Origin of the sequence: Micromonospora sp. NPDC050695, assembly GCF_040654415.1 — a bacterium.
Lineage (GTDB): Bacteria > Actinomycetota > Actinomycetes > Mycobacteriales > Micromonosporaceae > Micromonospora.
On the sequence record NZ_JBFAHZ010000010.1, the window covers coordinates 50,507 to 64,326 of the forward strand.

Sequence of the window (13,820 nt, forward strand, 5' to 3'; positions counted from 1 at the left end):
CACGGGGTGCGCTGGGTCTACAGGGCGAAGAGGAGGGCGGCGTTGAGGAGGGCCACCGCGGCGGTGGCGAAGTGGACGCCGAACAGGACGTCCCGACCGACCTGGCCCGGGGCTTTGCCGAGCTGGCCGAGACGGTACGTCCGTTCGTCGGGGACGGTGACCTGGAGACGGTCACCGAGACATTCTGGAGCGGCCTGCACGGGCTGGTCACGCTGATGCGCAGTGGCCGGCTCCGACGTGACGGCCACGGCCGGCGGCTCGCGGTGCTGGTGCGCCACTTCTCCCGGTGAGCGTTTGCGGTCGAGACCGGGCGCGCGCTGGGTTCATCGACGGTTGGGCCGGGGCGTGCGTCGGGCGCAGGGCGCGAGGTGGTCGACCGGCAGGGCGCACCGCGCGCCGTCGGGCAGTGGTCGACCGCAGAAGACCCAATGTCGTACGCCCTCCGCCGGTCAGTCGTGCGGTGGCGAAGCTGCGGCAGCAGGGCGTGCTCGTCGGTCGTCCGGGGCGGGGTGTCTTTGTCGCGGAGTCCCCCAAGCGCTGACGGCCGATTCGTTTACGACATCACTGCAAAGCGAGCACGACAGGCACCCCGCCCCCGCGCCGCCCTCGCGTCGATCAAGCCGCGCGGGTCAGTCGAAGGACGGCAGGGACGGGCCGAGGACGTCGTCGGCGTCGACGATCGTGTACGCGTAGCCCTGCTCGGCGAGGAAGCGCTGCCGGTGCGCCGCGTACTCGGTGTCGATCGTGTCCCGGGAGACCACCGTGTAGAAGTGCGCCTGCCGGCCGTCGGCCTTCGGCCGGAGCACCCGACCCAGGCGTTGCGCCTCCTCCTGCCGCGACCCGAACGTGCCGGACACCTGGATGGCCACCGCCGCCTCGGGCAGGTCGATGGAGAAGTTGCCCACCTTGGAGATCACCAGGGTCCGCAACTCGCCGGAGCGGAACGCGTCGAACAGCCGCTCCCGCTCCTTGTTCGTCGTCGAGCCCTGGATGATCGGTGCGTCGAGGTACTCGCCGAGCTGGTGCAACTGGTCGATGTACGCGCCGATCACCAGCACCTGGTCCTCCGGATGCCGGTCGACGAGCGCCTTGACCACCGGCAGCTTCGTGCGCGCGGTCGCCGCCATCCGGTAGCGCTCCTCGGCCTCCGCCGTCGCGTACGACATCCGCTCGGCGTCGGTCAACGTCACCCGGACCTCGGTGCACTCGGCCGGGGCGATCCAGCCCTGCGACTCGATGTCCTTCCACGGCGCGTCGTACCGCTTCGGCCCGATCAGGCTGAACACGTCACCCTCGCGGCCGTCCTCGCGTACCAGAGTGGCAGTGAGGCCCAGCCGGCGGCGGGCCTGGAGGTCCGCCGTGAACCGGAAGATCGGCGCGGGCAGCAGGTGTACCTCGTCGTAGACGACCAGACCCCAGTCGCGGGCGCCGAACAGGTCCAGGTGGGTGAACGCGCCGCCGCGCCGCGAGGTGAGCACCTGGTACGTGGCGATGGTGACCGGGCGAATCTCCTTACGCTCACCCGAGTACTCGCCGATCTCCTCCTCGGTCAGCGACGTGCGGGCGATCAGCTCCCGCTTCCACTGCCGGCCGGCGACCGTGTTGGTGACCAGGATCAGCGTGGTCGCCTTCGCCTCGGCCATCGCCGCCGCGCCGACCAGCGTCTTCCCGGCCCCGCAGGGCAGCACCACCACACCCGACCCGCCGGCCCAGAACGCCTCCACGGCCTCCCGCTGGTACGACCGCAGCGTCCACGGCTTACGGCCGTCCTTGCCGGCCTCGGCCAGCTCGATCGGGTGCGCCTCACCGTCCACGTAACCGGCCAGGTCCTCCGCCGGCCAGCCCAACTTCAGCAGCGCCTGCTTGAGCCGACCACGCTCGGACGGGTGCACCCGGATCGTGTCGTCGTCGATCTTGTCGCCGAGCATCCCGGCGAGCTTCTTGCTCTTGGCCACCTCGATCAGCACCAGCCGGTCCAGCGCGCGCAACACCAGCCCGTACGCCGGGTCGTTGGCCAACTGGAGCCGGCCGTAGCGGTCCATCGTCTCGGCCACATCCACCAGCAGCGCGTGCGGCACCGGATAGCGGGAGTACTTGATCAGCGAATCGACGACACCCTCGGCGTCGTGCCCCGCCGCGCGGGCATTCCACAGGCCAAGCGGGGTCAGCCGGTACGTGTGCACGTGCTCCGGTGAACGCTCCAGTTCCGCGAAGGGCGCGATCGCCATCCGGCAGGCCTGCGAATCGGGGTGGTCGATCTCCAGCAGGAGGGTCTTGTCCGACTGCACGATCAGTGGTCCACCGCTCACGCCAGCGTCCTCTCCTCGGTTGGCCGACCATCCAGTGTTGCACGGTTCGGAATCTCGAAAGAAAGATGCGCACCGGGTGCAACCGGGACGGCACTCGCGAACGTCTAGCAAAGGGACGGCTGTGGGAGCTGGGCAAGGTCGGCACCCGGGTGGTGCTGATCGGCCGCCGCCCCGGCACCTGAGCGACACGCGCCGCACTCCGGGTTTTATCCCCTGTCACACCGGTCCCAGGAGTGTCACCCTGGAGTCCAGGGCCGTACCGGGCGGGGAGGCTGGGCATGACGGTCGACCGTGAAGTGATCGCACAGCATGAGCAGGCACCACCCGACGAGGTGTCCCGGGCGACCGTCATCGCCTACGCCGTCGCGGCGACGCTCCTCCTCGGGTGGTTCCTCTTCGGGTGGCTGGTGCTTCAGCAGGGCTTCGTCGACTCGGTCGGGGAGTCCGCCGGTGCCGGCTTCGCGCTGCTCCTGGTCGTCTCCGTCATCGGCACCGTACGACGCAGCCGCCGCTGACCGACCGCGCCGCCGGCGGCGTCACACCTCAGTCCGCCAGCACCGCCGCGGTGATCCGGTGCAGCGCGAACGTGTGCAGCATCTCGGTCCGCTCGTCCTCGGCGCGCAGGTAACCCGCACCGATCGACACCGGCTTGACCAGGCGGGACGCGGTCGCCCCGTGCGCGTCGACGTACCCGACCCAGACCAGCGCCTTGTCGCGGACCGCCTGCTGGAGCACCGCCAACGCCTCGCTGTGGGTGTGCGCCGGCACCGGACCGCCGCCGAGCCCCGCCGCCCCACCGCGCACCACCGCCGGTGCCCGTCGAGCCGCCCGCGCCGCCGCGTCACCGCGCCGGATGTGCTCCACCACGCCGAGCAGACGCGGCATGGGCAGCTTCGGGGCGGCCAGCGGATCGAGCGTCCGGGTGGTCATCGGAACCCGGGTCGGTGCCCGTCGGATCCGTGGCCGGGACAGCACCGTGCCGCCGGTCGCGTCCTCCTGCACCGGCGCGTACCCGGCGTCGCGCAGCGCGCCCAACAGCCGAGCGACCTGGTACGGGGTGCACAGCACCGTCGGCGCGAGCCGGCGCAGCGTCAACGGCTCCAACCGCCGGTCGGCCAGCACCTCGCTGAGCAGGGCCTCGTCGTCGCTGCGCAGGTACGCCCCGGCAAGGCCGACCCGCAACCCGCCGTGCTTACGGGCCACGTCGTCCACCAGGTAGGTGAGGCCCTGCGGCACCGGGGTCCGGGACCGCCGCCGGAACACGTCGTGCAGGTCGCCGGCCGAGTAGCCGGAATCCAACGCCCGCCGGACACTCGCCGTGGTGACCCGGTGCACGCTCGCCCCGCCGGCCGACTCGGGTTCGGTCATCGCCTCCAACTCCGCGGCCAGCGACGGCTCGGGTGGGCCGGGCACCACCACGGTCAGGTCGGCCTGCACCAGGAAATGGTCGACGGGTGCGGGCAGCAACGCGTCCAACGCCCGGGCGGCGTCGGACGGGTCGCCGCTCTCGACGTCCGCGTGCACGCCCAGCGGGTCGTCGGCACCCCGCCCGTCGGTCGACGTCAGGTCACCGAGCAGCAGCCGCCCGTACGAGGTGAGCGCCCCCAGCCCGGTGACGCCGAGCTGCGCCGCCTCGGCCAGCACCTCCCGGTGGCCGGCCTCCCGGCCCCGGCTGCGCCGTGGCGCCCGCCAGTCCAGCAGGTCCTGCACCTCCTCCGGGGTGGGTGCGGTCGCCGGCTCCAGGTCGGCGAGCACACCGAGGACGGCCCGTCGGGTGCCCGGCGCTCCGGCCCGCTCGGCCTCGGCGGAGAGCGCGGTGATCGGCCGGTCCCGGTCGTCGCGGCGGCCGACCAGTCCCACCTGCCGGGTCATCGTCAGCCAGGCGCGGGCCAACTGCTCCCAGCGTTGGGCCAGTGAGGCAGCTCGCCACACCTCGTACCCGCCGGTCGGCATCACCTGCTGATCCACCCCGTACCGGGTGGTGGCGGCACCGGGCATCTCCAGCTCACCGGCGAGCCCCGCCGCGTATGCCACCTCCAGCAGCAGCGCGGTCATCGGTTCGTCCAGCCCGGCCGTGCGCGCCAGCCGCCGCAGGTCGCGGACACCGATGCCGCCCGAGCGCAGCACCGGCGCGGGTTCGGCGGCGAGCTGCTCCAGCAGTCCCTCGGTGTGCCGGACCACCTCCATGGTCTGACCGGCGCCGGCGGAGTCGACGGCCTTCGCCTCGCGGGGCGCGGCGGCCACCGGCGGTGGACTGGTGCGCAGCGGGCCGAGCGGGCCGCTGTCGCGGCGCAGCAGCAGGCCGACCTCGCGGGGCAGTTCGACCGTGCCGCTGGCCGTCGAGGAGCCGGCCGAAATGGGCACGAGCAGCCGGTTGTCGACCAGCCAGCGCACCGGGGAGCCGGCCGGCGCGCCGCCGTTGGTGGGGTCGGTGAGCACCGGGTCCTCCGCGCCGACGGGTGGCGCCTGCAGCGCGCCCGGGGGCACGCTGCCCACGGGCGGCCCGGCCGCCAGCCGGTCCAGGATCGCCCGGGCCGACGGGGGCGCGGCGAGCAGCGTCCGACGCAGTTTCGCCGGGTCCGCGCAGAGCGCGGCCGTGCGCGGGTCCAGCTCCGCGGCAGGCCGGCCGAGCCCGGCGGGGTACGGAGCCACCTCGTCGACGGCGGGTACCACCTGAAGCGCGTGCTCCGGGCCGTACAGCAGGAAGAGCGCTCGTAGCCTGCCCACGGCGGCCCGGACGGCCGTCGGGGCCGGCGGGTGGGGTCCGGTGGTCGCCATGGCGAGCACGGCGTCGGTGGCCGTGGTGCCGTCGTCCGGGGTCCGGGTGAGGCGGGCGGCGTCGAGGATCTGGAGGGTGAACTGGTCCAGTCCGTCCAGCGCGCGGGCCACCGAGACCCGGGACTGGGCACGGATGGCCAGGGCGGAGATGTCGGCCGGCACGGGCACGACGAGGTCGGGCCGCAGCTGGAGGAGCGCGGCCAGCGAATCGTCGGGCAGCGACCGTAGGTGGTCGGCGAGTGAGGTGGTCATCGTCTTTCCACGCTAGCCCGGCACCGGGCTGTCGCGCCCCTCGGACGTCCGCCCGGTCGGGAGTCGGCGGTACGTTTCTCGACATGTCTGCACTGACCGTCGGATTCGATCTCGACATGACGCTGGTCGACTCCCGTCCCGGTATCGCCGCGGCCTATCGGGCGCTGACCGCGAGGACCGGCGTGCCGGTGGACGCCGAGCTGGCGGTGTCCCGGCTCGGCCCGCCGCTGCGTACCGAGATCGCGCACTGGTTCCCGCCGGAGGAGGTCGAGTCGGCTGTGCTGGTGTACCGGGAGCTGTACCCGGCGTACGCGATCACCCCGACGGTGCCGCTGCCGGGTGCACGGGAGGCGATCGAGGTGATCCGTGCCCGGGGCGGACGGGTGCTCGTCGTCACGTCCAAGATCGCCCGGCTGGCACAGCTGCACCTGGATCATCTCGGCATCGCGGTCGACGAGGTGGCCGGTGACCTGTTCGCCGAGCAGAAGGCGACCGCCCTGCGGCAGCACGGGGCAACCCACTACGTCGGTGACCACGTGGCGGACATGGTGGCGGCGAGGGCGGCCGGGGTGCCGGGAATCGGCGTGGCGACGGGTCCGTGCTCGCGAGATGAGCTGCTCGCGGCGGGTGCGGAAGTGGTGCTGGACGATCTCACCGGATTCCCAGGGGGCGCTCGACGGCATGATCCAGCTAGCCTTGGAGCAGTAGCGGCTCAAGTGAAGCAGGGGTTTTCAGGTGCCTACGGGTCGAGTGAAGTGGTACGACACGGCCAAGGGATACGGCTTCGTCACCAGTGACGAGGGCGGTGACGTGTTCCTGCCGAAGGGCGCGTTGCCGGCGGGCGTCACCGACCTCAAGGGTGGTCAGCGGGTCGACTTCAGCGTGGTGGACAGCCGCCGGGGCGCGCAGGCCATGGGCGTCAAGCTGCTGGATGCGCCGCCGTCGATGGCGGAGCTGCGTCGCCGGCCGGCCGAGGAGCTGCACGGCCTCGTCGAGGACATGATCAAGGTGTTGGAGGCGAAGGTCCAGCCGGATCTGCGCCGGGGCCGGTACCCGGACAAGAAGACCGCGCAGAAGATCGCTCAGCTGGTCCACGCGGTGGCGCGCGAGCTGGAGGTCTGAGGCACCAGCCCGGCGGTGGCGGCGCGGTCGAGCAGTGCCGTCAACGCGGCGAAGCCGGCTTCGCCCAGGTCCGCGGTGAACTCGTTGACGTAGAGGCCGATGTGCCGGTCCACCACGTCGAGTTCCATCTCCTGGGCGTGCGCGAGGACGTACTCCCGGCTCGCCGCCGGGTCCGCCCAGGCCTGCCGGACCGACTCGCGGACCCAGCCGGCGGCGGCCTCCGGGTCGACCGCGCCGCGCCGGGCCAGGATCGCGCCGAGGGGGATGGGGAGGCCGGTGTCGGCCTCCCACCATTCGCCGAGGTCGACCAGCGCGGTCAGGCCGTGCCGGTGGTAGGTGAACCGGGCCTCGTGGATGACCAGCCCGGCGTCGTAGCGGCCGGCCGCGACGCCCGGCATGATCTCGTGGAATGGGACCACCTCGACCCGTGCCGGCGGTTGCCCGGCCGACCAGAGCCGGAACAGCAGGTACGCGGTGGTCCGGTCACCCGGCACCGCCACCGTCGCGCCGGTCAGGTCGGTGCGGTCGCCCCTGGTGAGCACCAGCGGCCCACAGCCGCGACCGAGCGCACCGCCGCAGGGCAGCAGGTGGTAGTCGTCGAGCAGCCACGGCAGCGCCGCGAAGCTCACCTTCACCAGGTCGAACGCGCCCCGCTCGGCGGCCGTGTTGGTGACGTCCACGTCGGCGTACGTCACCTCGAACGGCGGCGCGCCCGGCACCCGGCCGTGCACGAGGGCGTGAAAGACGAACGTGTCGTTGGGGCAGGGCGAGATCGCCAGAGAGAGCGCCACGCCCCTCACGTTAGCCCTGTCCCCGCTTGCGCCCACTTCGTGGTGCCGGGTCTGTGAGGTGCCAGTCAGCCATCGTCGGGGTGGCGGCCGGTGTGGGGTGGCGATGGTTGCTGTGTTTCCTGTAGAGCTGCCCCGTGGGTGGGGCGCGGTGGCGGCGGAGATGGTCGGCGCGGGTCCGGCCATCGGGTGCCGGCCGGTGTGAGGTGGCGATGGTTGCTGTGCTCCCTGTAGAGCTGCCCCGTGAGTGGGGCGCGGTGTTGGCGGGGATGGCCAGCCGGTCCCGCCGCCCGGCGCGGTGGAGCGAGCGTTCGCGTCAGGGTGAGCTGCGGTCCAGCCGTGCCCGGCCCGGCCGTGCCCGGCCCGGCCCGGCCGGGCCGGGCCCGCGGCGTGTACCCGGCTTGCCCGCGGCGTGTACCCGGCTTGCCCGCGGCGTGTACCCGGCTTGCCCGCGGCGTGTACCCGGCTTGCCCCACCCACGGGGCAGCTCTACAGGCATTCAGCAAGAGATGTACACAGCGGCGGCGACACGATCCACAGGGTTGTCCACAGGTGGACGGGGTGCTATTGACGGCGCGACCCGAGCGGAAAACCATGGTGCGGTGGCTGCCGACAAGGGTGCGATCGACGTGGGGGCGACCTTGCGGGATCTTCGTCGACGTGCCGATCTGAGCCAGCGCGAGTTGGCCGAGCAGGCCGGGGTTCCGAAGAGCACGGTGGCGCGGATCGAGGCGGGGCAGGGTGCCCAGACGGCCTTCCGGACGGTGGAGCGGCTGGTTCTCGCGGCCGGCGGCGAGCTCGCCGTCACACGGCCCGGCGACCCCTCCGGCAAGGCGGTCAGCGAGCGAGAGGCCGCGCCAGAGGACGAGCCGCGGGACGAGGCCGGCCGGCGGTACCCGGCGCATCTCGACGTCCGCCGAGTCCTGAGCCTGAAGGACTGGCCGGGCGCCTGGTGGGTGCACTCGTACACGCTTCCGCAGCGGTTGTGGCCGGTGCGCGTGCCGGAGCTGACCTACGACCTGGATCGCGCCCGGCGGGACGACCGGCGGTTGCGGGATCGCACACGCGCCCAGGTGCGGTTCCGGCGTGCCTCCGAAGGGCTGCCGACCACGTCGTGGCGCTTTCTCGCCGAGGTCCCCGGGACCGGGCCGGTCGGCGAGCTGAGGGCCCACGAGCGGAGCGTTGACCTCCTCCTCGGCGAGGATTGGGGCGACCAGCGTGAGCTGGTGTTGGAGGGTGTTCTCGTTGCTCCCGGCCTGCGCACCCTGGGCATCGGGCGACAGTTGATCGGGTTGCTGGCCAGGGAGATGGCGGTGGCCGGCATCCGGACCGCCCACGCGGTTGCCGAGGCCGGCAACATCTTGTTCCTGCTCGCCTGCGGGTTCGAGCTACAGGCAAGTCGGCCGTCGGCGCTCACGCTTGACGTCGGGCCTGTCAGTGCAGCGCCGGGGCCGCCAAGGTCAGGGCGCTGAGGGCCTCGCGCAGCCGCCAGGCGTCGCGGTCGCGCGGGCCGATCGGGTTGGAGATGGTACGCAGCTCCGCGAAGGGGACCCCGGCCTGCGCGGCCGCGACCGCCACCCCGTACCCCTCCATGGCCTCGGCGACCGCCTCCGGATGTCGCCGACGCAGCTCCTCGGTGCTGGCGGCGGTGCCGGTGACCGTGCTGACCGTGAGCACCGCGCCGACCGTGGCGTTCGGCAGGGCCGCCCGCAACACCGCGAGCAACCGCGGGTCGGCGGGCACCGCGCTGCCGCCGCCGAGCAGCGCGGGCGGCATGCCCAGGTCCTCGATCGGGATGAAACCGTCGGGCGACCCGGCGCCCAGGTCGGCGGCGATGCTCGCGGTGCCCAGCACCGTGTCGCCAACCGCGGCCCGCCCGGCGAAGCCGCCGGCCACGCCGGCGCTGACCACCGCGCGGTACGGGTGCCCGGCCGCCTCGGCCAGCGCCAACAGCCGGGCCGTCGCGGCACCGGCCACCGCCGGGCCCACCCCCACCGGGGCGACGGTCACGCTCGTGTCGGCCAGCCCGGCCCGCACGGCGTCCGCCTCGGTGGGCACCGCGGTCACGACGAGTAGCCCGGTCACGAGAGCAGCCTGGTCACGAGAGGGGGCCCGGGGACTCCCGGCGGGACTCCTCGTCGGCGCCGCCACCCGGGCCGCCGACCGCCGAGGACGGTCGGTAGATGTGGTAGCCCGGCGGTGCCAGCCCCGGCTCGTCGTACTGCGGCGAGCTGGCCTGGTTGGGTGCCGGCGAGGTGGGCGTCGGGTCGGCGGGCTCGTCCGCCGGCTCGTCGTCGGTCAACTCGTCGTCGCCGAGCGGCCGGCCGGCCAGCTTCTCGCCGCGCAGCCGGGCGGCGACCAGCACGCCCCGGGTGGCGGCCAGTACGGCCACTCCGGCGGCGACCGCGATACCCACCCGCCCGTCGAACGGGACCAGTCCGAGCCCGCCGCCGGCGACGAACGCCAGCATCAGCACCGTCTCCGAGTGGGCGAACGAGCTGGCCCGCAGCCGCTCCGGGATGCGCTCCTGGATCGAGGCGTCCACCGCGAGCTTCGCCACCCCGCTCACCAGCGCGGTGACCAGACAGAGCAGGGCGACCATCGGCAGCGAGAACTGGATCACGGCGAGCACCGCCACCCCGGCCACGATGACCATGCTGCTGGACTGGATGGTGGCCGGCCGATGGATGCGCAGCCGGGTGCCGACGGCGGTGGCCAGGAAACTGCCGACCGCCAGCGCACCGCCGACCAGTCCCAACGCCCACTCGGCACCCAACTCCCGGCCGAACACGTCGGTGGTCAGGTCACCCTTCTTGATCGCGAAGGCGAGGAAGAGCAGCAGGAAGCCGTACGCCGCGCGCAGCGTCGCCGCACCGATCAGGGTGGCGATCACCAACCGCCCGGCGGGTCGGCCCCGGCCCAGCGGCCGGTCACCCCCGCGGCGGCCCAGCGCGCGCAGCGGACGGGGGACACGTTCGGGCGGCTCGGAGTCGGCCCTCGGCGGCAGGCGAAGCGAGATCACCATGCCGACCAGGAAGATCAGCGACGCGACCCGCAGGGGCCACTGCGGCCCGAACCAGAACGCGGCCAGCCCGATCGGCGCCACCAGGGCGCCCGCGACCGTGCCGTAGACGCTGGCCCGGGCGCCCACCTGCGAGAGGCCCAGCCCCTCGGGCAGCAGCCGGGGCACGGCGGCCGAGCGGGCCACGCCGTACGCCCGGGACAGCGCGAGCACACCGAACGCGGCCGGGTAGAGCCCGAAGCCGTGGATGTAGTCGGAGATCAGCCAGGCCAGGAACGCGCGGCCGAGCATCGTGGCGGCCAGGGCGTAGCGCCGGCCGTGCCGGAAGTGGTCCAGCAGCGGGCCCACCACGGGGGCGAGCATCGCGAACGGCACCATGGTCACCAGCAGGTAGAGGGCGACCTTGCTGCGGGCCTCGCCCAGCGGCACGTTGAAGAAGATCGTCCCGGCCAGGCCGATGGCGATCAGCGTGTCACCGGCGCAGGACAGCGCGTGCAGATCGAACAGGCGGACCATGCCGACCTCGCCGCCGGCCCCCCGCGCCCGGGCCCGTCCGGCCCGGCGGGTCACCCAGCGTCCGCTGCCCACCGAACCGCGCACCAGCAGGCGGATCGTCCGGATGCCGGTGCCGACGGTCCGCCCGAGGACGGAACGCCCGGAGCGGGAGTACGACGGCATGTGCACCATCCTCGCCCATCTGATCCAGGTGCGCCGCACCACTGCGGGGAAAGGTTCCCCGGGAGTCCCTGTCACCCCTGCGGGGCGCATGGGGAACAATGGTCGGGTGACCAGGCCCGCCTCCACCCGCGCCGCCCGTCTCGACCAGGTCTGCGCCGCCGCCGTCGAGGTGGCTCGTGCTGGCATCACCGAGGTGGAGGCCGACGACGTCGGCGATCACCTGCAGGTCGTTGCCGAGGGCGACCGGCTGGTCACCCACTACTTCGAATGCCGGCTCGCCGGTTACCGCGGCTGGCGGTGGGCGGTCACCGTCACCCGGGTGCCGCGCAGCAAGACGGTGACGATCTGCGAGACGGTGCTGCTGCCCGGCTCGGACGCGCTGCTCGCGCCCGGCTGGTTGCCCTGGCAGGAGCGTCTCAAGCCGGGCGACCTCGGGCCGGGTGACCTGCTGCCGACTCCGCCGGACGACGACCGGCTGGCCCCCGGCTACCTGCTCTCCGACGATCCCGCGGTCGAGGAGACCGCCTGGGAGCTGGGCCTGGGCCGCGCCCGGGTGCTCTCCCGGGAGGGTCGTATCGACGCCGCGCAGCGCTGGTACGACGGTGAGCACGGCCCGTCCGCCGCGATCTCGACGGCCGCGCCGGCCGCCGCCCGCTGCGGCACCTGCGGCTTCTACCTGCCCCTGGCGGGTGCGATGCGCGCGGCTTTCGGTGCGTGCGGCAACTTCTACGCGCCCGACGACGGCCGGGTGGTGAGCGCCGACCATGGCTGCGGCGCTCACTCCGAGACGCTGATCGAGGCGGTCGAGACCGCCGTGGAGGAACTACCGACGGTGTACGACGACAGCGCCGTGGAGGCCATGTCGGTCAGTCGGGCACCGGGGTCGGTGGAGGCCGCCGAGCCGGCGGAGCCGTACGGGCACCCCTGACGGTTCGCGTCGGCGCCGGCGGGGTCAGCTCGCGCGGCGACGGCGCCGGTTGGCGTCGTGCCGCAGCATGACGGCGAGGCCGGGGAAGCCCCAGAGGAACCCGGCCAGGCAGGTCCAGAGCCAGTTCTCGTGACCGTGGTCGGTCAGCCAGCCCCGGAAGAAGAGCAACAGGACGAGCCCGGCGACCGCCCACGCGATCAGCCCGGCGACCGCGAACGGCACCATCGGCGGGTCCAGGGGCGCGGGCCGCGGCTGTTGCTCGTTCGGCATTCGGCAAGCGTACGCGATCCACTTCCCCTGCCCGCCGCTGATCTGGGACGATGCGCGCGACAACCGGAAGATCACCTGCGAGGACCCGATGGCAGTAGCGCCGCCCGAGAACGGCACACCTCCCAACCCCGCTCACCCGCGTAACAGCTTCGACCGGTTCTTTGAGATTTCCGCGCGCGGCTCGACGATGAGCCGCGAGGTACGCGGTGGCCTGGCGACCTTCTTCACGATGGCGTACATCGTGGTGCTCAACCCGCTGATCCTGGGCGGTGCCGTCGACGGGGACGGCAAGACTCTCCCGATTCCCGCGCTGGCCGCCGCGACCGCGCTGGTCGCCGGCCTGATGACGATCCTGATGGGGGTGGTCGGCCGGTTTCCGCTGGCGCTGGCCGCCGGTCTGGGCGTCAACGCCCTGGTGGCGTACGAGATCGCGCCGGAGATGACCTGGGCCGACGCGATGGGCCTGGTGGTGATCGAAGGTGTGATCATCGCGGTGCTGGTGCTGACCGGCCTGCGGACCGCGGTGTTCCGCTCGGTGCCGACCCAGCTGAAGACCGCCATCGGCGTGGGCATCGGCCTGTTCCTGACCATCATCGGCCTGGTGGACGCCGGCTTCGTCCGGCGCATCCCGGACGCCGCCAACACCACGGTTCCGGTCGGCCTGGGCATCGGCGGCAAGCTGGTGAGCTGGCCGATGCTGGTCTTCGTGGTGGGCCTGCTGCTCACGCTGGTGCTGGTGGTGCGCCGGGTGAAGGGCGCGATTCTGATCGGCATCCTCGCCTCGACGGTGCTCGCGGTGATCGTGGAGGCGGCCGGCAACATCGGTCCGTCGTTCGTCGACGGCAAGCCCAACCCGAAGGGCTGGTCGCTGAACGTTCCGGAGTTGCCGAAGACGGTGGTGGACCTGCCGGACCTGTCGCTGCTCGGCAAGTTCAACGTGCTCGACTCGTGGGGGCGCGCCGGCTGGGTGGTCGTGCTGATGTTCGTCTTCACCCTGTTGATCACGGACTTCTTCGACACCATGGGCACGATGGTGGCGGTCGGCCAGGAGGGTGGCCTGCTCGACGAGCAGGGCACGCCGCCGAGGGCCAAGGAGATCCTGCTGGTCGACTCGATCGCGGCGGCGGCCGGCGGTGCGGCCAGCACCTCCAGCAACACGTCGTACATCGAGAGTGCCGCCGGTGTCGGGGAGGGTGCCCGGACCGGCGTGGCCAGCCTGGTCACCGGCGTGCTCTTCCTGCTGGCGATGTTCCTGGCGCCGCTGGTGGTGATCGTGCCGTTCGAGGCGGCGTCGACGGCGCTGGTGGTGGTCGGATTCCTGATGATGACCGCGGTGCGGACGATCGACTGGTCCGACTACGAGATCGCCATTCCGGCGTTCCTCACCATCGTGTTGATGCCGTTCACCTACTCGATCTCCAACGGGATCGGCGCCGGTCTGATCACCTTCGTGGTGGTGAAGCTGGCCAAGGGTAAGGCCCGGGAGATCCACCCGCTGCTGTACGGGGTGGCCGCGCTGTTCGTGCTGTACTTCCTGCGCGGGCCCATCGAGTCCCTGGTGCTGTGACCCCCTCCGGGCGGGGAACCAGACCGGATTCCCCGCCCGGAACAGCGCAAACATCCTCGTGAGCCTGGTCATAACGGATGTCGTTAGCCAGGCTCATTAGTTAGGC

Annotated in this window: 13 protein-coding genes and 1 pseudogene; 8 read left to right on the top strand and 6 right to left on the bottom strand. The window is 72.7% G+C overall.

The genetic code is table 11. The features are described from left to right. The first annotated feature begins 71 nt into the window (after positions 1–71). Together AB0H52_RS10295 and AB0H52_RS10300 are read left to right on the top strand one after the other, a co-directional pair. On the top strand, positions 72–290 hold the full coding sequence (locus tag AB0H52_RS10295) for a TetR-like C-terminal domain-containing protein (protein ID WP_357946488.1): 219 nt from the start codon (positions 72–74) through the stop codon (positions 288–290). Between the two features lie 158 nt (positions 291–448). Then, positions 449–541: pseudogene (locus AB0H52_RS10300) on the top strand (GntR family transcriptional regulator); the annotation flags it as partial. 88 nt (positions 542–629) lie between these two features. Here the strand turns inward: AB0H52_RS10300 and AB0H52_RS10305 are convergent. After that, on the bottom strand, positions 630–2,309 hold the full coding sequence (locus AB0H52_RS10305) for a DNA repair helicase XPB (protein WP_151487957.1): 1,680 nt from the start codon (positions 2,307–2,309) through the stop codon (positions 630–632). A 278-nt stretch (positions 2,310–2,587) separates the two neighbouring features. Between AB0H52_RS10305 and AB0H52_RS10310 the strand changes: the two genes are divergently transcribed. Then, positions 2,588–2,824 carry a hypothetical protein gene (locus tag AB0H52_RS10310; protein ID WP_151487958.1) on the top strand — a complete coding sequence of 79 codons (237 nt, stop codon included), beginning with the start codon at positions 2,588–2,590 and terminating at the stop codon, positions 2,822–2,824. Between the two features lie 28 nt (positions 2,825–2,852). Here the strand turns inward: AB0H52_RS10310 and AB0H52_RS10315 are convergent, their stop codons facing one another. Next, entirely contained in the window at positions 2,853–5,339 is a 2,487-nt protein-coding gene (locus AB0H52_RS10315; RefSeq protein ID WP_151487959.1) for a helicase-associated domain-containing protein, read from the bottom strand. Between the two features lie 83 nt (positions 5,340–5,422). On the opposite strand from AB0H52_RS10315, the gene AB0H52_RS10320 reads away from it, so the two are divergent. Further along, the gene (locus AB0H52_RS10320; protein ID WP_357946493.1) at positions 5,423–6,136 is read left to right on the top strand and encodes an HAD family hydrolase; all 714 of its coding nucleotides are present in this window, start codon (positions 5,423–5,425) and stop codon (positions 6,134–6,136) included. After that, on the top strand, positions 6,075–6,461 hold the full coding sequence (locus tag AB0H52_RS10325) for a cold shock domain-containing protein (RefSeq protein ID WP_088986676.1): 387 nt from the start codon (positions 6,075–6,077) through the stop codon (positions 6,459–6,461). Before AB0H52_RS10320 ends, AB0H52_RS10325 begins: the two co-directional genes overlap by 62 nt. On the opposite strand, the gene AB0H52_RS10330 is transcribed toward AB0H52_RS10325, so the two are convergent. Then, complete coding sequence (locus tag AB0H52_RS10330) at positions 6,422–7,252, bottom strand: 1,4-dihydroxy-6-naphthoate synthase (RefSeq protein ID WP_357946496.1); 831 nt, start codon at positions 7,250–7,252, stop codon at positions 6,422–6,424. The genes AB0H52_RS10325 and AB0H52_RS10330 overlap by 40 nt on opposite strands. 599 nt (positions 7,253–7,851) lie before the next feature. Here AB0H52_RS10330 and AB0H52_RS10335 point away from each other — a divergent pair. Then, positions 7,852–8,721 carry a helix-turn-helix domain-containing protein gene (locus AB0H52_RS10335; protein WP_151487962.1) on the top strand — a complete coding sequence of 290 codons (870 nt, stop codon included), beginning with the start codon at positions 7,852–7,854 and terminating at the stop codon, positions 8,719–8,721. Here the strand turns inward: AB0H52_RS10335 and AB0H52_RS10340 are convergent. Both AB0H52_RS10340 and AB0H52_RS10345 read right to left on the bottom strand, forming a co-directional pair. Further along, positions 8,684–9,334: a futalosine hydrolase gene (locus AB0H52_RS10340; RefSeq protein ID WP_357946499.1), complete on the bottom strand. Its 651-nt coding sequence runs from the start codon at positions 9,332–9,334 to the stop codon at positions 8,684–8,686. The two genes, AB0H52_RS10335 and AB0H52_RS10340, sit on opposite strands and share 38 nt — an antisense overlap. A 13-nt stretch (positions 9,335–9,347) precedes the next feature. Continuing rightward, on the bottom strand, positions 9,348–10,949 hold the full coding sequence (locus AB0H52_RS10345; protein WP_151487964.1) for an MFS transporter: 1,602 nt from the start codon (positions 10,947–10,949) through the stop codon (positions 9,348–9,350). Here AB0H52_RS10345 and AB0H52_RS10350 point away from each other — a divergent pair. Further along, positions 10,948–11,877, top strand: coding sequence for a DUF3027 domain-containing protein (locus tag AB0H52_RS10350; RefSeq protein ID WP_192580114.1), 930 nt, complete (start codon positions 10,948–10,950; stop codon positions 11,875–11,877). The genes AB0H52_RS10345 and AB0H52_RS10350 overlap by 2 nt on opposite strands. A gap of 24 nt (positions 11,878–11,901) precedes the next feature. On the opposite strand, the gene AB0H52_RS10355 is transcribed toward AB0H52_RS10350, so the two are convergent. Continuing rightward, positions 11,902–12,147 (bottom strand): DUF2530 domain-containing protein, encoded by a 246-nt coding sequence (locus tag AB0H52_RS10355; protein WP_151487966.1) that lies wholly within the window; start codon positions 12,145–12,147, stop codon positions 11,902–11,904. 88 nt (positions 12,148–12,235) lie between these two features. On the opposite strand from AB0H52_RS10355, the gene AB0H52_RS10360 reads away from it, so the two are divergent. After that, on the top strand, positions 12,236–13,714 hold the full coding sequence (locus AB0H52_RS10360) for an NCS2 family permease (RefSeq protein ID WP_357946502.1): 1,479 nt from the start codon (positions 12,236–12,238) through the stop codon (positions 13,712–13,714). Positions 13,715–13,820: the final 106 nt, after the last annotated feature.